Genomic DNA, 18734 nt, shown 5'->3' with positions numbered 1-18734 from the left:
GTTATGTGCGTGTGCACGCAACCTCTAGACTGTGCGACATGCCGAAGAAGCTCACAGAAGCCGAGATGCCGGCGGCCGACTACGCCTTCTACGGGCTGGTCTGGGCCGGTACGACGATGACGGACCGCGTGGACAAGGCCCTGGTCAAGGCCCACGACCTGCCCGTGTCCTGGTTCGAGGTCATGCTGTGGCTGGCGTCCAGCCCCGAGCCGGTGCCCGCCTCGGTCCTCGGGAACAGCACCCTGCTCAGCCGCAGCCAGGTCTCGCGGGTCGTGGACGCCCTGCAGAGCCGCGGCCTGGTGACGCGTACGCCTTCGGCACGCGACGCGCGCTCCGTGGAGGTCGCCCTCACCCCGGCCGGACGCACCCTCTTCGCCGCCGCGGACACCACGCGGCGCGAGGCCCTGGCGCCGGTCTTCACCGACCTCCTCGACACCGAGGACCTGGAAGCCCTCGGCCGGGTGTGGCGCAAGCTCAAGGCGGCCAAGGCCGCACAGTCCGACTAGCCCGACCAGCCCGGCCAGACCGGTCGGCGGCGGGAGGGCGTACGCGGCCGGCGCAGCCTGCGGCCCGAGGGGGCCGAGGGGGCCAGCGCGAACGTCACGGTGATGCGCGCACCCCCCAGCGGGCCCCGGGCGATGCGCATCGAGCCACCCGTGGCGCTCGCCGCACGCTGCGCGATGTCGAGGCCCAGCCCGGTGGATCCGGTGCTGCTCCCGCGGGAGAGGGCCCGGTCGGGATCGGGGATGCCGGGGCCGCCGTCCTCCACGACCAGCTCCACGGCCTGGGCCGTGCGGACGACGTGGACGCCGAAGGGGGTCCCCGGCGCGGTGTGCCGGAAGATGTTGCCGATCAGCGCGTCCACCACGGCGGCGATGTCGTCGTCGGAGAGGCTGACGGTCGTCGGCTCCTGGGTCAGGTCCAGGGTGCAGGACCGGTTCTGCTGTTCCGCCAGGACCGTCCAGAAGGAAGTGCGGCGGCGTACGACGTCGGCCGCCTCGCAGCGCGGACCGGCGGCGGCACCCGCCCCGGCCGAGGGCCGGCCCGCGGACGGTTCCGCACCGAGCAGGCCCTGCCCCATGGGTCCCACGGCGAGCGGGGTGCGCGCCGCGGCGATGATGGCCTGGAGTTCCGTCTCCAGCTCGCCGACCGCCGCCTCGACCCTGGCCGACTCCGGTGTGCCGGCCATCCGTTCCGACGCGAGGTGCAGGGCGGTCAACGGGGTCCGCAGCCGGTGGGACAGGTCGGCGACGAGTTCGCGTTCGACGGCGAGCAGCTCGGTCATCCGGTGCGCCATCGCGTTGAAGGCCAGGCCCGCGTCCCGCAGCTCCTTGGGGCCCATCGGGTCCACGCGGGTGTCCAGATCGCCCCGGCCCAGCGCGTGCGAGGCCTGCGCCAGCCTCTTGGAGGACCGGACGACCTTCGCGCCGAGGCGGTCGGCGACCAGGACGGAACCGCCGACCAGCCCCACCGCGAGGAAGAGCATCACCGCCCACGACTCCTTGACCCCGCGGGTCAGTTCCGCCTCGGGGACGAAGTTCTCGATGACGGCGACCTGATCACCGGGGAGCACCACCGGCTGCAGGCAGATCCAGCCCTTCGGGATCTCCTGGGAGATGGATTCGCGCCCCTGCTGCGCCCGTTCCAGCAGCGCGGCGGGCGCCTTCGAGGTGCCGAGGGCCCCGGAGCCCGGCAGGTGCACGACCAGGTGTTCGGCCGCGTCCAGGCTCGCCGCGGACTCCCGCAGCGCGTTCGGGTCCGTGGTGAGGGTGAGGACGGGGGCCAGGGCGGCGGCGCGCTGTTCGGCCGCGTTGACGCCCTGCTCCTTGACCAGTGACAGCACCAGCGCGGCCAGCGGTATGAGGAAGGAGAGGGCGACCATGGAGGTCACGGCGAGGGCCACGCCGGCCAGGGAGCGCCTCAACGCGGGGCCACCAGTTTGATGCCGACGCCGCGGACGGTCAGCAGGTAGCGCGGGGCCGCGGCGCGTTCGCCGAGCTTGCGTCGCAGGGAGGACAGGTGCACGTCGACGGTCTGGTCGTCCACGTACGGCTCCCGCCAGACCTCGGTCAGCAGCCGGCGCTTGGAGACGACCTGCCCCGAATGGTGGGCGAGGAAGGCCAGCAGGTCGAACTCCCGGCGGGTGAGGCGCAGCTCACGCCCGGCCAGGTACGCGGTGCGCGCACCCGGGTCCACCGCGAGCTCGCCCACGACGGTGGCCCGCAGCGGCTCGGCGGCCGCCGCGACCGGTGCGCCCGCGGCCCCGGCGGGCGGGACGTGGCTGGTGCGCCGCAGGACGGCGGACAGCCGGGCGACGAGCTGACCGCCGGAGAAGGGCTTGACCAGGTAGTCGTCCGCCCCCGCGTTGAGGATCTTGATGATTTCCGACTCGTCGTCCCGTGCGGTGGCCACCAGCACGGGCACGGAGGATATGCCCCGGATCATGCGCAGGGCGTCCCCTCCGTCCAGATCGGGCAGCCCGAGGTCGAGGACCACGGCGTCGACCGGCGTCTGGGTGACCTCGCGCAGCGCGCCGAACCCGTCGGCGGCGCTGCGTACGGCATACCCGTGTTCCGTCAGGACCTCGATCAGTGACTGGCGGATGCTGGGGTCGTCTTCCACGACCAGGACGCTCGGCATGCGGACACCTTAGGGGCTCGGTCGGCCGGGGCTCACCACCAGTACTGCGGGTAGCGGGTGCCGGTGCGGCGGGTGCGGGAGAGGGCGCAGCCCGCGAGGACGATGAGCACGGCGGCTCCGGCCAGCAGCGGGACGAACGTGCGCGGGTCCGGCGTGCGCAGGACGATGACGACGGCGGTGGCGCACGCGGGGGAGTGCGGGGTCCTGGCCAGGGTCATCACGGCGAGCGCGAGCCCCGCCGCGGCTGCCGCGACCCAGGGCGAGCTGCCGAAGGCGGCGAGTCCCGCGTAGCCGATGGCGGCGCAGAGCAGGTGGCCGCCGATCACGCTGCGCGGCTGGGCCAGCGGCAGGCCGGGCACGCTGTGCACGATCGCCGCGGACGCGGCCAGCGGGGGGATGAGGACGGGTTCGTGGATGGCGGCGCCGATGGCCACCAGGCCCAGCATGACGGCGGTGGCACCGCTGGCGCTGTGCAGGACGGTGCCCGGCGCCGGAGCGGGGGCGCGTCCCGCGAGGCGCGGCAGGACGCGGGCACGCGGGGCCGCGGACGGGCGGGGCCGCGCCCGTTCGGGGGCGATCTGGTCGGTGCTCACGGGGGATGACGTCTTCGGGGCAGGGCCGGCGGACGGGCGTCCGTCCGGCGGTGAACGGCGGGAGGGGCGGGCCGATCCCCTCGGCGGCCCGTGCGACCGGCGGGTCGGCGGTCGACGGGGGCCGGGGTGCAGTGGCCCGGGGGTGCGGCCGCCCGGGGTGGGGGCGGCAGCGAACCCCTTGGATCATACGAACCCTCCCGAACCGGGCGGTCGCCGGGTCGGCACGCCCCTGGCCGGTCCGCCGTCAGGAAGCTTCGAAGGTCGGCCCGTCACCGGTGATGCGCAGCCGCACCGGGCGGTCGGACACCGGAATGGTGCAGCCGTCCCGCGTGCTGCAGCTCGCGTAGCCGACCAGTACCGTCGCCTCCCCGTTCCCGTCGGCGCGGACGGGCAGCGTCGTGGTGACCGGGCCGTCGGGGTAGACGGGGACCTGGGCGTCGACACCGGGCACGCTGATCGACTTCACCTCCGAGGCCGCCTTCAGACCGCCCCGGGCCTTGAGCGCCCCGGTGACCGCCACGGAGGTCGGCCGGCCGACCCCCTCGATGCCGGTGGCCGGCAGCTCGGTGCTGTAGAGGTGGAAGCCCTTCGCCTCGGGCGTGAAGACCGCGGTGAGGGTGCCCCCCGAGGCCTTCCAGTCGGTCACCGACAGGGTGACGGTCACGCCGTTCTCGGAGAAGCGCGTCGTGGGCGCGGAGCCGGCGGCGTCCGCTGCGGGCTGCCCGCCGCACGCCGACAGCGCGGCCAGGGAGAGGAGGGCGGCCGCGACGCGGGCCGTGCGGGAGTGCCTCACCTGCGTGGAAACGTTCATCTGTGCCTCTGTGGTGCGTGGCGCGTGCGCGCGCTTGCGCTCGTCACGCGATCGGGTCGGATCGGTCGTGGTACTCGGGGTACTCGGGGTGAACGGAATGAACGGGGTGAACCGGATGAACGGCCCGGCTAGAAGGCGGTGGTGAAGTTCGCGCTCCACAACTGCAGGCTGTAGACCATGTCGTTCCACACGCCGGTGGCCAGCAGCAGACCGACGAGTACGAGCATCCCCCCGCCGATCCGCAGGACCCACGGGTAGTGGCGCTTGACCAGCCCGAAGGCGCCCAGCGCCCGGCGGAAGGCCAGCGCGGCCAGGACGAACGGCAACCCCAGCCCCAGACAGTACGCGGCCATCAGCAGGGCCCCGCGGACCGCGCTCGCCTCGGTCCAGGCCAGCGCCTGCACGGCGGCCAGTGTCGGCCCGATGCACGGGGTCCAGCCGACCGCGAACACCGCCCCCAGGGCGGGGGCTCCGGCGAGGCCCAGGGCGGGACGCCGGTGGCTGCGGAACTCCCGCTGGGTGAAGCCCGGCAGGAACCCCATGAAGGACAGCCCCATGAGCACGGTGAGGACACCGAGCACCTGGGTGATCACCTCCTGGTGGGCCAGCAGGCTCCGGCCGAAGTAGCCGAACAGGGCGCCCCCGGAGACGAGTACCGCGGTGAAGCCCAGGACGAACAGCAGCGCGCCGGTCGCCATCCGGCTGCGGCGCCCGCCGCTCGCCTCCGCCAGGTCGGCGACCGACAGGCTGGTCACGTAGCTGAGGTAGCCCGGTACCAGCGGCAGCACGCACGGTGAGAGGAAGGAGACCAGTCCCGCCACGAACGCCACGGGCGCCGCGATCGCGAGTGTTCCGTTCACGAGGGAGGAAGTGTCCGTGACGGCGAGCGTCCACTGCGCGGCGGCCGTCACGACTCCTCCTCCAGGACCCGTGCGAGCAGGGGCCGCAGCTGCTCGTCGGTGACGGCGCCCCCGATGGCGGCGGCGACGCGTCCGCGGCGGTCGATGACGAGGGTCGAGGGGATCGCCTGCGGGTTGACGAGGGCGGGAGGGAAGCGGAGCAGGAGTTCGCCCTCGGGGTCGTGGAGGCTGGGGAAGGACATGTCGTGGGCCCGTACGAAGGACCGTGCGGCGGCCCGGTCCCGGTCCCGGGTGTTGATCCCGAGGAAGCGGACCCCGTCGGCCCGGGTCTGCCGGCTGAGCCGCTCCAGGTCGTCCGCCTCCGCACGGCAGGGACCGCACCAGGAGCCCCACGCGTTCAGGACGACGACCTGGCCGCGGAAGTCGCCGAGCGCGACCTGCTTCCCGTCCAGGTCGGCGCCGGCCAGGGCCGGTGCCTCCTGCCGGGCGCCGGGGTCCATGACCTTCGCCCCGGCCGCCGCGGTGACCGCCTCCGGCCGTCCGGCCCGGGACCCCGCGGCGGCGCCGTCGTCGGTCCAGAGACCGGCGACGACCAGCACGGCCGCCACCGCGAGCCCGGTGGCGGCCGGGACGAGGAGGGACGCGCGTACCGGACCTCTCATGACGCCCACTTGCGCAGGAAGGCGTTGATGCCGTCCGCGGTCAGCGAGGGGTTGCCCGTGACGTGGGTGTCGGTGCGCACCGTGCCCGACGGCGAGACCACGACCAGGACGGGCATCGTGTAGGTGCCGCCCGAGGGGCTGTACTTGCGCAGGAGCGCGGAGTTGGCGGAGCTGTTCCCGCCGATGTCCACCTTGACCAGGTGGTACGAGGCACCGAGGATCCCGGCGGTCTGCGACTGTGCGAACACCTTGTCGGCGGCCTTGCAGTTGCCGCACCAGTTCGCACCGAAGTCGAGCAGGACCATCCGCCCGTCCGACTTGGCCGCGCGCAGCGCCGCGTCGATCTGCTTCTGCGCGTCCGCGGAGCTGTCGTAGCCGGGGCCGGGGACCTTGGCCGGCGCGGGTGCGGCGGAGGTACGGGCCGGCTTGGCGGAGCCGCCGCCGGACGAGGCGGAACCGGACGGCGCCCGCGAAGCGGTCGGCGAGGCGGAGGCCGACGCCGGGGCGGACACGGACGCGGACGGCGAGGCCGACGCCGTCGGGGACGTCTCGGCGGTGGAGGTCGCGGACTGCGCCCCGGAGAGGGCCTGCGCGGACTGGCCGGCGGTGGCCGCGGCGGCGGAGCCGCCGGCGGGCTCCGAGGACGGCCCGCAGGCCGCGGTCAGGCCCGCCGCGACGACGGCCGCGGCGACCAGCGGCAGCCGCCTTCCCAGGGGCGCGGTGGAGCGGGGCGACGTCGTACGGCGGTCGGCGCGGACGGGTCGGAGCATGCGAGAACTCATGGCGGAGACACCCCAAGGCACGGTTCGGACTGCGGGACGGGCGGGAAGCCCCCCGGCTCGGTGAAGACGGCGGCCCGACGCGGCTCCCGGGCGTCACACCCCGGAACCGACGGCCGCTCGGCTGACGCGAGCATAGGACCGCTCGGGGCCCCCGGAACCCCGTCGGGGCGATCTTGAGCTTGCCCTAAGGAAGAGCTCACCTTCCGCTTTGCCGGGCCCAGGCCCACGGGCTCCCACAAGGTGGCGATCGCCGTGAAAGGGGCGAGAGGGGCGAGAGGTTCGAGCGGGACAGAACGCCCGCGACGGCCGGCCGGGCCCTCAGAAGGAGGATTCGCGCACGCTGGCCTTCGCGCTCGGATCGATCGTCGCGGTGATGACCGACCGGTGGTCGGCGCTGGTGAACGTGACCGTGAGGGTGCTGTCCGAGGTCTGCGACGTGGTGGTCTTGAAGCCGCGGCTGGGGACCGCGGAGATCAGGCACACGCCCCGGCTCCCGTACCGCACCGTCACCTTTCCGCCCTGTGCGGGGACGGTGTACAGGCCCGCCCCGCCCTCCTCGCAGTCGACCTTCCTCGGGGCGGGGGTCCTGGGCGCGCCCGACGTCGCCTTGACGGGGGTGGGGGCGGCCGTCGTGGGGGAGGGGCTCTGCGAGGCCGTGGGCGAGGCGCTGGCGGACGCGGTCGGGGACGGTGTGTCCGCGGGCGGGCTGCCCGCCTGCCAGGCGGGAGGCGTGTCGATGACCGTCGGGGCGGACCGTGCGACCGGCGGTGTATGCCGGGTCGTGCCGACCACGAACTGGACCGTCGCGAGCACGGCGGTCACGCTGGCGGCCGTGCAGGACAGCCATATGAGCAGGTAGCGCGGAGTTCGGGGCACGGCCCCATAGTGTCCGACGTTCCGGCCGGTCTGTCACCGGCTCCCTCTGAAAAGGCCCGGACCGGTGTGCGGGGCAGCGGGCGAACGCCGACGTCCTCCCACCCGGGTGCGGGTGGGAGGACGTGGCTGTGGGGGGTGGTTCAGGGGGGGGGCAGGGGCGTTCGCCCGGTAAGTCCGTCGTGCGGGAGGCGGTTACCTCGGGGCGCCGAAGTTCTGCGTCCACCACGGGCCGCCGTCGCCCTTGTGGACGCCGATGCCGATCTCCTTGAAGGCGCAGTTGAGGATGTTGGCGCGGTGGCCGGAGCTGTTCATCCACGCCTTCATGACGGCGTCCGCGTCGGCCTGCCCGCGGGCTATGTTCTCGCCCAGGTTGGACCACTTGTAGCCGGCGGCCTCCACCCGGCTGGTCATGGTGGACCCGTCCGGCCCGGTGTGCGACATGACGCCGGCGCGGGCCATGGTGTCGCTGTACCCGCGTGCGGCGGCGCTCAGCTTGGCGTTGGAGGTCACGGGGCCGCACCCGGCGGCCGCCCGCTCCTTGTTGACCAGGGCCAGCACGGCGGACTCGGCGTCGCCGTTGACGGTGCCGCCGCCCGTGGTGGGGGCGGGCTTGCGCGTGGGCTTCGTGGCGGGGGAGGACTCCGACTTGGTCTCGGCGTCCTGCGCCGTCGCGGGGTCCGTGGGGGTGGCGGACGCGGACGCGGAGGCGGAGGCGTCGGGCGTCGGGGACGCACTGGCGCTCGCGGTGGCCGTGGCGTCGGTGCTGGGCGAGGCGGCGTCGGGGGTGGGAGTCGCCGCCCCGGAGGACGTTCCGGCGGCGTCGGTACGCCGGTCGGTAGGCGCGTCATCGCCGGAGTCGGCCACCGCGACCCCCACCGCCACCACCGCGGCGGCCGTGGTGACGGACAGCACGATGCGCGTGCGCATCGTCTTCTTCCGTCGGGCCTCGACGCGGGTCTGCGTTTCGGGAGTTCGGCTGCGGCTCATGCCGGTAACACCTCGCAAGAGAAGGGGAGGAGGGGAGTCCGCCTGAGCCTAGGCCGGTGACCAGCGAAAAGATCCCCCTGGAGGCGTTCTTCAAGTTCCCTTAAGGAAGCCCGCAGGATCAACACAGGGACGAGTCGGGCAATCGCCCCAACTCGGCTTGGTGTCAGGGGAGGTGACCGTCGCCGTGAAGGTGCGCCGCGGAGACGAGGGGCCGCGGGCGGCGTCCGGTGACGTCCGCAGGGCGGCACAAGAACGCGCCCCGGGGCCGGTGTTGCCGTCCCGGGACGCGTACGTGATTCCCTGCCCGCTCCGCTCTTTCTGCTAACCCCCGAAGTCGGGCAGGACGAGGGAGCCGTCCTCGGTCAGGGTGAAACCGGGGTTGTGGGCGATCTCCCATGCGTGGCCGTCGGGGTCGGTGAAGACGCCCGAGTAGAATCCGATCGCGTTGACGGCGGCCGGCCGGGTGACGGTGCCGCCGGCCGCCGCTGCCGCGTCGAGGACGGCGTCCACCTCGGCGTCGGTGCGTACGTTGTGGGCGAGGGCGATGCCGCCGAAGCCGGCCGGCGGCGCGTCGGGAAGACCGCAGTCCGCGGCCAGTTTCCCGCGGTCCCAGAGGACCAGGGCCAGGCCGCCCGCCTGGTGGAAGACCGTCTCCTCGACCTCGGTGCCGCGCCAGCCGAGGGCCGTGTAGAAGCTCTTGGCGCGGGCGAGGTCGGCGACCCCCAGGGTGACCAGGCTGATCCGCTGTTCCATACCGCCACCGTAACGGCCGGGCGGCGGATCCGCTCAGGCGGCGGGCTTGCCCGGCTGGTCGTGGGTCGAGCAGTGGATGCCGCCGCCGCCCGAGGCGATGGTGTCGATGGCGACCGGCACGACGTCCCGCTCGGGGAAGTGCTCCTGGAGGATGCCGCGGGCCCGGTCGTCGGCCTTGCCGGTCGCCGAACTTGGGCATGAAGACGGCATCGTTGGCGATGTAGAAGTTGGCGTAGGTCGACACGAAGTCGTCGCCTTCGCCCGTGGTCCTGTTCAGGTCGGGCTGCGGGAGGTCGATGATCTCGAAACGCCGGCCGCGGGCGTCCGTCGCCTTCGACAGGACGGACTTCGCCTGGTCGGCGGAGCGGGACCAGGAGTCGGCCGGAGTGCTGGGGTGGGCGCGGTCCAGCAGCACGACGCCGGGGGCGGTGAACCGCACGAGGCTGTCCACGTGGGCGTCGGTGATGTCCTCCCCGCGTACGCCGGCCAGCCAGACGACCTTCTGGACGGCCAGGGTCTGCTTGAGCTCCGCCTCGATCGCGTCCCGGCTCTTGCCCCGGTTGCGGTTGTCGTTGACGAGCGAGCTGTCGGTGACCAGCAGGGTGCCCTCGCCGTCCGTCTCGAACGAGCCGCCCTCGGCGACCAGCGGGGCCTGGACCCGGGGGATCCCGTACTTCTGGAGCACGGTCCGGGCGACCACTCCGTCGTTCTTGTGCTCCTGCTTGTTGCCCCATCCGTTGAAGTTGAAGTCGACGCCGACGACCTTCCCGCCCTCCTCGACGAAGACGGGGACGGTGTCACGGGCCCACAGGTCGTCCACCGCCAGCGGGATGACCTCGACGTCATTGCCGCAGGCCCGCTGGGCCGCCGCCACCTGGTCGGGCCGCGCCATCATGACGACGGGCTCGTGCTGACCGACCGCCCGGGCGATCCGCGCGATGTCGTCGCGCACGTGGCGCAGGTCCTCCTCCCACACCCCGGCGGCCAGGGCCGGCCAGGCCATGAAGGTGCGGGTGTGGCTCTCCCACTCGGCCCCGAGGCGGCGCCCGTCGGCCGCGGGGGCGGACCCCTTCGTGGCCTCCGGCTTCGCTCCGACGGCGGACGGGCCGCAGGCCGGGGCGCCGGCGACGATCGCGCCGATTCCGGCGAGGGCGCGAAGGACGGTCCGGCGGGTGGGGGGAAGGAAGGACACGGGGAACTCCGATCGTGGGCTGGCGGAAGGGGTGCATCCGGCCAGGGCGGGCGCGAGGTGTCACATAGGCCGACAAGCCGGGCCCTACGGACAAGAGTGCGCGCTCCGCTCCGCGAACGGCCGCTCTGCAGGGAGAAGTGAGGCGGCCTCGTGTCGCCACTGTGGCACTGACTGAAAATTCAGTCAATGCGCGGACGAGGGGAACCCGGTCGGCCCGTTCCCACTCCGATGGCGTCGCGCACCAGGTCGCGGGCGTGCCGGAGGGGGATCAGGCCGCTGAGCCAGCGGACGCCGACCCCCTCCAGCAGGGCCGTCAGCCGCTCCGCGGCCGCGGTGACGGCGCCGGGCAGAGCTCGGCGAGGTGGCCCGCGGTCTCCGCGGCCCAGGCCGCACCCGCGGCGGCGAGTTCCTCGCGCAGTGGCGGGTCGAAGACCGAGTGGGCCCGCAGCTCGCCCCAGGCCGTGCTTCTCGCGCACTTCGGGCAGGTCCTGGAACTCCAGCAGCAGGGTCCGCTCCAGCAGCTGCCGCGGGCCCGCATGTCCGAGCGCCATCCCGGAGCCCAGCCCGCCCCCGCGGTGCTGGCCGGGCCCCGCCACGGGCCGCGGACGTCCGCACCCGAACGCCCCGGTAAGGTGCGGTCCATGGCGTCTCGCAGCACTCAGATCCTGGAAGCGGCCGCCCGGGTGATCGCCCGGCGAGGGGTCCGCGGGCTGCGCGTGGAGGAACTCGCGGCCGAGGCGGGCGTGTCCACCGCCCTGATCTACTACCACTTCAAGGACCGCACGGGGGTCCTGCGCCAGACCCTGGAGTTCATCAACGACCGGGCCGAGCGCTACACCGCGGACCGCGACCCGGACGCCCCGCCGCTCACCCCCCGGGAGGAGCTGGAGGAGACCCTGCTCCTGGAGCTCCAGGACACCGTGGAAGTACGGGAGAACAGCTCGGCCTGGGGTGAACTGCGGGCGAGCGCCGTCTTCGACGAGGTCCTGCGCGAGGACCTGGCCAGGGCCACCCTGGTGTGGGTCCAGGAGGTCGCCGCGCTGCTCGGCCAGGTCCACCCGATGGCCCCCGCGTCGTCGCTGGCCGCCGCCGCGGAACGGCTCACCGCGCTGCTCGAAGGGCTCAGCATGCGCTGGCTCAGCGGCGGCATCAGGATCGGTCACGCGCGGGAGCTCATGAGCGGCGCCATCGACGCCGAACTGGCCGGCCTGCGCCAGGGCTGACCACCCGTTGGACGGCCCCCGGGGCGGGGCCCGACCCCACCCCGGGATGGCCTGCAGCTTTTCAGTGCTCCCTACGGACTGAATTTTCAGTCAACGTCAGGGAGGTGAAGTCAGAGCCGTCCGGCACCCGTGGCCGCCTACCCGACCGAGCAGCGCATGGACATCGTCGCGAAGCTCCAACGCCAGGCGGCAGCCTGCTCCTGGGCGGGATCGCCGTCGTCGCGGCGGGGCTGCGCCCGGCCGCGTGGTCGAGCAGCTCGACCGCGTGGTCTAGCAGCTCGACATCGACCGCCTCGGCACCGGCGGCGGCGGTATCCACTGCATCGCCCAGCAGCAGCCGGTGCCGTAACCCGCCCCCTGCACCGCGCGGACGGGGCCATCGGCGCGCCGCACCCGGCGGGACCGATGGCCTTGCGGGTTGACCCGCGAGCCCCCGCTCGCTTGGATCCCCCTGGCGGCGCGGTGCCGCCCGTACGGAGATCGGGGTGGGCGGATCGTGGTCGGCGGGCGGTCGCTGGGCCGGCGGTTCGGGTGGCTGTGGACCTCGTACGCCGTCAGCACGCTCGGCACCTGGCTCGCCTTCGACGCGTTCCCGCTCATCGCGATCCTCGTCCTGCACGCCGGGACGACCGCGGTGTCGGCGCTGGCGGCCGTGGGGCCCGCCGTCGGCGCGGTGCTGGCGCTGCCGCTCGGCCCGTGGGTGGAGTCCCGCCCCAAGCAGCCGGTGATGATCGCCATGGACCTGGCCCGGTTCGCGGCGCTGACGAGCGTGCCGGCGGCGTACGCGCTCGGCGGGCTCACCTTCGCCCACCTCGCGGTCGTCTCGGTCGTGGTCGGCGCGGCCGGCATCGCCTTCACCGCGGCCGGCGGCGCCTGTCTGAAGGAACTCGTGCCGCCCCAGGACCTGCTCGTCGCGAACGGCCGGTTCGAATCCACGACGTGGACCGCCACCCTGCTCGGACCGCCGCTCGGCGGCGTCGCGATCGCCGCGTTCGGGCCGATGGCGACCGTCCTCGCCAACGCGGTCAGCCACCTGCTCTCGGCCGCGGGGATCCGCGCGATCGGCCGGCCGGCGCCGCGCCCCGCGCCCGCCGGAGCGCCGCGCCGGCTGCGGTCGGGCGATCTGTTCGCAGGCTGGCGCTACATCCTGGGTGATTCCGTGCTGCGCCCGCTGTTCCTCAACACCGTCCTGGTCAGCGGTCTGATCATGGCGACCTCGCCCCTGCTGGCCGTGCTCATGCTCGGACCTCTCGGCTTCGCGCCGTGGCAGTACGGACTCGCCTTCGCCGCGCCGTGCGTGGGTGGCCTGTTCGGCTCGCGCCTGGCGCCGAGGCTCGTCGCCCGGTTCGGGCAGCACCGGGTCCTGCTCACCGCGGGGACGCTGCGCGTGTGCTGGCTGCCGTGGCTGGCCTTCGTCGGCCCCGGCACGGCCGGGCTGGTCCTCGTCATGGCCGTCGAGTTCGGGATCATCACCTGCATGGGCGTCTTCAACCCGGTGCTGGCCACCTGCCGGCTCGAGCGGACCCCCGCGGACCGGGCCGCACGCACCCTGCTGGCCTGGTCGGTCTCCGGCAGGGCCGCCATCGCCGCGCTGACCGCCCTGTGGGGACTGCTGGCCGCCGTCACCGGACCGCGCACCGCGATCGCGATCGCCGGGGCCCTCGCCATGGCCACCCCGCTGCTGCTGCCGCGGTCGGTCCCGGCGGACCGCACCGCCCTCAGGGGTGGGTCGCGCGGTGGTCGCTGAGGGCCTCGTGGGTCAGGTGCAGACCCGTCCGCAGGACCGCGTCGTGCCGGGTGGGGTGGGCCGAGCGGTGGGCGAGGTCGAGACCGCGGGCCCGGTCGAGCTCGGCGGCGAACTCGTCCCCGCGCAGGGCGGCGTCCAGGGCCAGGGCGGTGGCCCGGACCAGCGGGGCGATGTCACGCAGCGCGGAATCGGGGGCCGGCGCCGGGCCGGGGCCGCGGGCCCGCTCCCGGAGTTCCTGCGTGAAGCACTGCAGGGTGACGGCGCTCCTGACGGCCAGTCCCAGCCGCCCGTCGAGCCCGGCGGGCGGCGTCCGGGTCCGCCGGCGCCGGACGGCCCGGTCGAAGGCGGCGCGGCAGGCCTGCGGCCGCATCCACAGCTGCTCCCCCTCGGCCAGCGGATCCGGAGCGGCGGGCGGCCCGCCGCGGGCGAGCCGGCCGGCCACCCCGTCGAGGAGGCGCCCGACTCCGGCCCGGTAGGCGTCGAGGCCCGCCGCGGCCGACCGGTACGGGTCCGGCGGCCACAGCAGCGGTCCGAGCAGCATCACCACGGCGATGCCGGCCAGCGTCTCCGCCAGGCGCGCCAGCGGATACCCCGGGAGGGCGGTGGCGTAGATCATCAGCGCGGTGATCAGGACCTGCTGGTTGGGGGATCCCGGCCGGCCCAGCAGGTACGTGCCGGCGCACCCGCAGACCAGCACGGCGAGGAAGGTCAGCGACGAGGGCGGCAGCCGGTCCAGCAGGAGCGTGCTGAGCAGCACGCCCACGAAGACGCCCGCGAGGCGTTCCCACGCCAGGCGCGGCGCGGCGTACACGTCCTCACGGAGGATCAGCACGGCCGGCAGGGCGGCGGGCACGGGCGCCGTGCTCGTGCCCCACCACAGACAGAGGTACCAGGGCACCGCGGCGCAGACCACCAGGCGGGCGCCGGACCGGAGCCTTGAGCCGGCGGACGGGACATGCGGATCACTGGCGGTCGTACCGGGCATAACAGGCATCGTAGGGTTCGCCGTCCTGTAGCCGGCCGAACCGCGTGTCGAACGACCGAGGAGTGCGACGTGGGACGTGAGGACGGGCGGCGCCGGCCGCTGCTGATCGCCGCGGCGGCCGTGGTGGCCGTACTGGTGGGTGCGGGGCTGTACTGGTTCGAGCCGTGGAAGCTGTGGCAGGAGCAGACGGTGCGCGAGGCCCCGCCCACTACGGCGCCGGGCGTGCGGCCCTCGGGTTCCGCCGGGCCCGCCGCGCTCCGGACGCTCGCCACGGGCGACCTCATCAGCCACGAGCACACCACCAGGGGCGAGGTGAAGATCATCCAGGCGCAGGACGGCTCTCGCTTCCTGCGCCTGGAGGGGCTGGACACCAGCAACGGACCGGATCTGAGGGTGTGGCTGACCGATGCCCCGGTGAAGGAGGGCGTGGCGGGCTGGCGCGTCTTCGACGACGGCAAGCACGTCAGCCTGGGCGAGCTCAAGGGCAACAAGGGGGATCAGAACTATCCGATCCCGGCGGACGTGAGCCTGTCCGACTACAGCAGCGTCAGCATCTGGTGCGACCGCTTCGACGTCTCCTTCGGCGCGGCCGCCCTCACCCCCGCCTGAACCGGAGGCGGCAGCGCTCAGGTGCCGGTGAGCGCCGGGCCCGTGCGGCGCGCCAGGGCGTTGCTGCCGATCGAGTTGTGGACACTGAAGCCCACCGCGTCCGAGCGGTAGCGGTCGTCGGACCATTCGACCGGCCGGCCGTCCCGCGTGGTGGTCATGCGGCGCACCCGCAACAGCGGGCTGGTCCGCCGGACTTCGAGGAGTTCGGCGTCGCGGGCCCCGGCGGCGACCGCGTCGATGAGGTGCTCCCCGTACGCGAACACCAGCCCCGTGTCGTCCAGCAGACGCTGCGTCACCGACGGGCAGTCCGGCTCGATGTCTTCGACGGCGGGGGCGATCCAGCCGGCGTACACCGTGCGCTCCAGCAGGACCGGTTCGCCGTCCAGCCCGCGCACGCGCAGGACGTGCAGCACGCGGGCGCCCGGCTCCACGTGGAGCCACATGGCGTCCCGGTCGGTGGCCGGCCGGTACTCCGACGACACCACCCGGCCCGTCGCCGTGCGGCCCATCGCCGCGGCCCACTGGGCGAAGCTGCGCAGCTCGGCGAAGCTCTGGCTGCGCCGGCTGGCCAGTACCACGCGCCGGGCGCCCTGCCGGGACCCGATCAAGCCCTCGGCGGTCAGGGCGGACACGGCCTGGCGGACGGTGCCGCGGGAGACCCCGAAGCGCGCCGCCAGCTCGGTCTCCGCGGGCAGGAGCGCCCCCACCGCATACTCCTCGCGGTCGATCGCCCGGCGCAGTTCCTCGGCGATCTCCTCGTGCCGGGCCGTCATCGGTGGTGCTCCCGTCCCTCGTCGTGAACGCCGAGTGTGCGCAGTGTGTTTGGCGCTTACAGCCTATGCGCAGGGGCGCTCGGACCGAAACGAGGGGAGAGTGTCCAGGCTATTGGCCGGAATCCGTCGCTTTCCGTTCACCGGAAGGTCATGGATGCCGGGCCTACTGAGGCCGACTTGTTCAGACAAGTTGGCATCGCGCCCGCCGGGTCCGCCGTACCGCTCCACCTCCCCGCGCCTTCCCCGTACAACCTCCCAGGAGAGACCGTGTCCCTGCCGAGAAACGCCTCCCTCGCCGGCTGCCTCGCCGTCGTCGCCGCCCTCACCCTCACCGCCTGCGGCGCCGCTCCCGAGAAGGCCGACAACAAGACCGCCACCGGCAAGGACGCCGCCACCGCGACCTCCGCGGCGGACTTCGGCGGGATGGAGGCCCTCGTCGAGGCCGCCAAGAAGGAGGGCGTCCTGCACGCGATGGCCCTGCCCCGCGACTGGGCCAACTACGGCGCCCTCATCGACGGCTTCACCCAGAAGTACGGGATCAAGGTCGAGGTGGAGAACCCCGACGGCAGCAGCCAGGACGAGATCAACGCCGTCACCAGCCGCAAGGGCCAGGACCGCGCCCCCGACGTCCTCGACCTCGGCACCTCCTTCGCCGTCAGCGGTGCCCAGCAGGGCCTCTTCGCCCCGTACAAGGTCGCTTCCTACGGCGACATCCCCTCGGCGCAGCGGGACGACCAGGCCCGCTGGTACAACGATTACGGCGGCTACATCTCCATCGGCTGCGACGCGAGCCGGGTCAAGAACTGCCCCACGACCTTCAAGGACCTCCTCAAGCCCGAGTACAAGGGCCAGGTCGCCCTCAACGGCAATCCCACCAAGTCCGGCTCGGCCTTCGGTGGCGTCTACGCGGCAGCACTCGCAGGCGGCGGCTCCCTCGACGACATCCAGCCCGGCATCGACTTCTTCGGGCAGCTGAAGAAGAACGGCAACTACACGCCCGTCGAGTCCACCCCGGCCACCGTCGAGAAGGGCGAGACGCCCATCAGCATCGACTGGGACTACCTCAACGCCGGATACGCCGACCAGTTCAAGGGCAAGGGCGTCGACTGGAAGGTCGCCGTCCCCGAGGACGGCAAGTACGCGCAGTACTACGCCCAGGCCATCAACAAGGACGCCCCGCACCCCGCGGCCGCCCGGCTCTGGCAGGAGTGGCTCTACAGCGCCGAGGGCCAGAACCTGTGGCTCAAGGGGTACGCCCGCCCGGTGCTCATGGCCGCGATGGAAGGCGCAGGCACCCTCGACAAGGCCGCCGCCGCCAAGCTCCCCCAGGTCAGCGGCACTCCGGCCTTCCCCACGGAGGCCCAGCAGACCAAGGCCAAGGGCGTCCTCGCCCAGAGCTGGGGCAAGGCGGTCGCCGGCTGACCGCCGGCCCGGCCACCGGTACCGACACCGACCTCGACACGACTTCATGACCACCGACATGACCACACCCCGCACGGCTGCCGCGTCACCCGGGGCCGCCGCCCCGGCGGCCCCGGCCGCCCCCGCCGCCCGGACCGGGCGGCGGGCCCGCCGCTCCGGCGCCCTCGCCGTCGTCCCCCTGCTGCTGTTCACCGCGGTCGCCTTCGGCCTGCCCGCCGCCGCCATGCTCGACGGCGCCTTCACGGTCGAGGACCCGGTCACCGGCGCCGCCTCGTACGGCCTCGGCAACCTGACCGCCTCCTGGCAGGGCGCCTACCTCACCGCCCTCGTCGGCAGCGTGAAACTGTCCGCCACCTCAGCGGTCCTGGCCGCCGTCCTCGGCCTCCTCCTCGCCCAGGCCGTCGTCACCTCCCCGCTGCGGTCCCTGCGCGAGGCCGTGCTGACCGCCTCCGGCGTCCTCGCCAACTTCGGCGGCGTCCCCCTCGCCTTCGCCTTCGTCGCCACCCTCGGCAACTCCGGCGTCCTCACCCGCGAGCTCGGGCTGACCGACACCGGCTGGAGCCTCTACAGCTTCTGGGGCCTTGTCCTCGTCTACCTCTACTTCCTCGTCCCCCTCATGGTCCTCACGATCACGCCCGCCCTGGACGGGCTGCGCACCCAGTGGCGGGAGGCCGCCCGGAACAACGGCGCCACCCACCGCCAGTACTGGCAGCACGTCGCCCTGCCCGTTCTCGCCCCCTCCCTCCTCGGCGGACTCGTGCTCCTCTTCGGCAGCGCCTTCGCCGCGTACGCCACCGCCGCGGCCATGGTCGGCAGCTCGGTCCCGCTGGTCACGCTCCAGATCGCCGACGCGATCTCCGGCAACGTGCTCATCGGACAGGAGAACGTGGCCCTCGCCCTCAGTCTCGACATGGTCCTCGTCGCGGGCCTGGTGATGGCGGTCTACCTGCCCCTGCAACGACGGAGCGCCCGATGGCTCGCCTGACCGCCCGCCCGGCCCGGGGCACCGCCCCCTGGCGCGCCCTCGTCCTCGCCGCCGCGGCCCTGTACTTCCTGATGCCGCTCGCCGCCTCCGTCGTCTTCACCGTCGACGTGCCCGGCCAGGGCATCGACCTCGACGCCTACACCCGCATCCTGGACACCGAGGGCTTCCTGCCCAGCCTGCTGCTCTCCCTCGGACTCGCCGCCGCCACCATCGCGGTCGTCCTGCTGCTCATGGTCCCCGCCACGGTGGCGCTGCGGCTGGGCGCGCCGAAGCTGCGGCCCGTCGTCGAGATCGTGTGCGCCGCTCCGCTGGTCGTCCCGCCCATTGCCTTCGTCGCCGGCATCGGGACCGTCCTGAAGTGGGGACCCGAACACCTCTCCCGCACCCCGCTCTTCCAGACCTTCGTCGCCGTCCAGAACCCGGACTTCCCCCTCGTCCTGGTCCTCGCCCACGCCGTGATGGCGCTGCCGTTCGTATACCGGGCCCTGGATGCGGGACTGCGCGCCATCGACGTCCGCACGCTCGTCGAGGCGGCCCGCTCCTGCGGCGCGAGCCTTCCGCACGCCCTGCTGCGCGCCGTCCTGCCGAACCTGCGCGGTGCCCTCCTGAGCGCATCCTTCCTCACCTTCGCCCTGGTCCTCGGCGAGTTCACCACCGCCCAGCTCCTCGGCTTCCGGCCGTTCGCCGTCTGGATCGTCAACATCAGCGGCTCGCAGGCGCAGATGTCCGTGGCCGTCTCCGTCATGAGCCTGCTGGTCACCTGGCTGCTGCTCCTTCTCCTCGCTGGCCTCGGCGGCCGCCCCACCCCCTCCTCGACCACCGACCGCAAATGAG

At 73.6% G+C, this 18734-nt stretch carries 19 protein-coding genes and 1 pseudogene; 7 read left to right on the top strand and 13 right to left on the bottom strand.

The window, feature by feature from the left end; all coding sequences use genetic code 11:
• Positions 1 to 38 precede the first annotated feature (38 nt).
• On the top strand, positions 39 to 506 hold the full coding sequence (locus IH80_RS0119635) for a MarR family winged helix-turn-helix transcriptional regulator (RefSeq protein WP_030962071.1): 468 nt from the start codon (positions 39 to 41) through the stop codon (positions 504 to 506).
• On the opposite strand, the gene IH80_RS0119630 is transcribed toward IH80_RS0119635, so the two are convergent.
• From IH80_RS0119630 to IH80_RS39485, 11 genes and pseudogenes are all read right to left on the bottom strand, one after another.
• Positions 503 to 1924 carry a HAMP domain-containing sensor histidine kinase gene (locus tag IH80_RS0119630; protein ID WP_030962070.1) on the bottom strand — a complete coding sequence of 474 codons (1422 nt, stop codon included), beginning with the start codon at positions 1922 to 1924 and terminating at the stop codon, positions 503 to 505. The two genes, IH80_RS0119635 and IH80_RS0119630, sit on opposite strands and share 4 nt — an antisense overlap.
• Positions 1921 to 2640, bottom strand: a complete 720-nt coding sequence (locus IH80_RS0119625; RefSeq protein WP_030962068.1) for a response regulator transcription factor — start codon at positions 2638 to 2640, stop codon at positions 1921 to 1923. The genes IH80_RS0119630 and IH80_RS0119625 overlap by 4 nt, the downstream gene beginning before the upstream one ends.
• A gap of 32 nt (positions 2641 to 2672) precedes the next feature.
• Positions 2673 to 3233 (bottom strand): HPP family protein, encoded by a 561-nt coding sequence (locus IH80_RS0119620; protein ID WP_051809572.1) that lies wholly within the window; start codon positions 3231 to 3233, stop codon positions 2673 to 2675.
• A gap of 244 nt (positions 3234 to 3477) precedes the next feature.
• Complete coding sequence (locus IH80_RS0119615) at positions 3478 to 4044, bottom strand: hypothetical protein (protein WP_030962066.1); 567 nt, start codon at positions 4042 to 4044, stop codon at positions 3478 to 3480.
• Between the two features lie 128 nt (positions 4045 to 4172).
• A complete protein-coding gene (locus tag IH80_RS0119610; protein WP_030962065.1) occupies positions 4173 to 4955 on the bottom strand; it encodes a cytochrome c biogenesis CcdA family protein in 783 nt (260 codons plus the stop codon).
• Complete coding sequence (locus tag IH80_RS0119605) at positions 4952 to 5566, bottom strand: TlpA family protein disulfide reductase (RefSeq protein ID WP_063757312.1); 615 nt, start codon at positions 5564 to 5566, stop codon at positions 4952 to 4954. The genes IH80_RS0119610 and IH80_RS0119605 overlap by 4 nt, the downstream gene beginning before the upstream one ends.
• The gene (locus tag IH80_RS40920) at positions 5563 to 6336 is read right to left on the bottom strand and encodes a thioredoxin family protein (RefSeq protein ID WP_051809571.1); all 774 of its coding nucleotides are present in this window, start codon (positions 6334 to 6336) and stop codon (positions 5563 to 5565) included. Before IH80_RS40920 ends, IH80_RS0119605 begins: the two co-directional genes overlap by 4 nt.
• Positions 6337 to 6666: 330 nt before the next feature.
• Entirely contained in the window at positions 6667 to 7224 is a 558-nt protein-coding gene (locus IH80_RS46080) for a hypothetical protein (protein ID WP_234432295.1), read from the bottom strand.
• Between the two features lie 192 nt (positions 7225 to 7416).
• Positions 7417 to 8211: a CAP domain-containing protein gene (locus IH80_RS0119585; RefSeq protein WP_030962059.1), complete on the bottom strand. Its 795-nt coding sequence runs from the start codon at positions 8209 to 8211 to the stop codon at positions 7417 to 7419.
• 321 nt (positions 8212 to 8532) lie between these two features.
• The gene (locus tag IH80_RS0119580; protein WP_030962058.1) at positions 8533 to 8964 is read right to left on the bottom strand and encodes a VOC family protein; all 432 of its coding nucleotides are present in this window, start codon (positions 8962 to 8964) and stop codon (positions 8533 to 8535) included.
• Between the two features lie 33 nt (positions 8965 to 8997).
• Positions 8998 to 10156: pseudogene (locus tag IH80_RS39485) on the bottom strand (agmatine deiminase family protein).
• A 641-nt stretch (positions 10157 to 10797) separates the two neighbouring features.
• Here IH80_RS39485 and IH80_RS0119570 point away from each other — a divergent pair.
• A complete protein-coding gene (locus IH80_RS0119570) occupies positions 10798 to 11379 on the top strand; it encodes a TetR/AcrR family transcriptional regulator (protein ID WP_030962056.1) in 582 nt (193 codons plus the stop codon).
• Positions 11380 to 11875: 496 nt separating this feature from the next.
• Positions 11876 to 13126 (top strand): MFS transporter, encoded by a 1251-nt coding sequence (locus IH80_RS0119565; RefSeq protein ID WP_030962054.1) that lies wholly within the window; start codon positions 11876 to 11878, stop codon positions 13124 to 13126.
• Here IH80_RS0119565 and IH80_RS0119560 read toward each other — a convergent pair.
• Positions 13098 to 14111, bottom strand: a complete 1014-nt coding sequence (locus tag IH80_RS0119560) for an FUSC family protein (protein WP_158943515.1) — start codon at positions 14109 to 14111, stop codon at positions 13098 to 13100. The genes IH80_RS0119565 and IH80_RS0119560 overlap by 29 nt on opposite strands.
• A 69-nt stretch (positions 14112 to 14180) precedes the next feature.
• Here IH80_RS0119560 and IH80_RS0119555 point away from each other — a divergent pair, with 69 nt between their 5' ends.
• The gene (locus IH80_RS0119555) at positions 14181 to 14720 is read left to right on the top strand and encodes a DM13 domain-containing protein (RefSeq protein ID WP_030962052.1); all 540 of its coding nucleotides are present in this window, start codon (positions 14181 to 14183) and stop codon (positions 14718 to 14720) included.
• Positions 14721 to 14737: 17 nt separating this feature from the next.
• On the opposite strand, the gene IH80_RS0119550 is transcribed toward IH80_RS0119555, so the two are convergent.
• Positions 14738 to 15493, bottom strand: a complete 756-nt coding sequence (locus IH80_RS0119550; RefSeq protein ID WP_030962051.1) for a GntR family transcriptional regulator — start codon at positions 15491 to 15493, stop codon at positions 14738 to 14740.
• 273 nt (positions 15494 to 15766) lie between these two features.
• Between IH80_RS0119550 and IH80_RS0119545 the strand changes: the two genes are divergently transcribed.
• Genes IH80_RS0119545 through IH80_RS0119535 form a run of 3 tightly spaced genes read left to right on the top strand, consistent with a single transcriptional unit; the run spans position 15767 to position 18733 of the window.
• On the top strand, positions 15767 to 16915 hold the full coding sequence (locus IH80_RS0119545) for an ABC transporter substrate-binding protein (protein ID WP_030962049.1): 1149 nt from the start codon (positions 15767 to 15769) through the stop codon (positions 16913 to 16915).
• Positions 16916 to 16973: 58 nt separating this feature from the next.
• Positions 16974 to 17900, top strand: coding sequence for an ABC transporter permease (locus tag IH80_RS0119540; RefSeq protein WP_030962048.1), 927 nt, complete (start codon positions 16974 to 16976; stop codon positions 17898 to 17900).
• On the top strand, positions 17888 to 18733 hold the full coding sequence (locus IH80_RS0119535; RefSeq protein ID WP_030962046.1) for an ABC transporter permease: 846 nt from the start codon (positions 17888 to 17890) through the stop codon (positions 18731 to 18733). The genes IH80_RS0119540 and IH80_RS0119535 overlap by 13 nt, the downstream gene beginning before the upstream one ends.
• Position 18734 lies beyond the last annotated feature (1 nt).

The organism is Streptomyces sp. NRRL S-378 (assembly GCF_000720645.1).
Taxonomy (GTDB): domain Bacteria; phylum Actinomycetota; class Actinomycetes; order Streptomycetales; family Streptomycetaceae; genus Streptomyces.
Note: the sequence above shows the minus strand (reverse complement) of the source record. Positions and strands in the feature narration are given on the sequence as shown.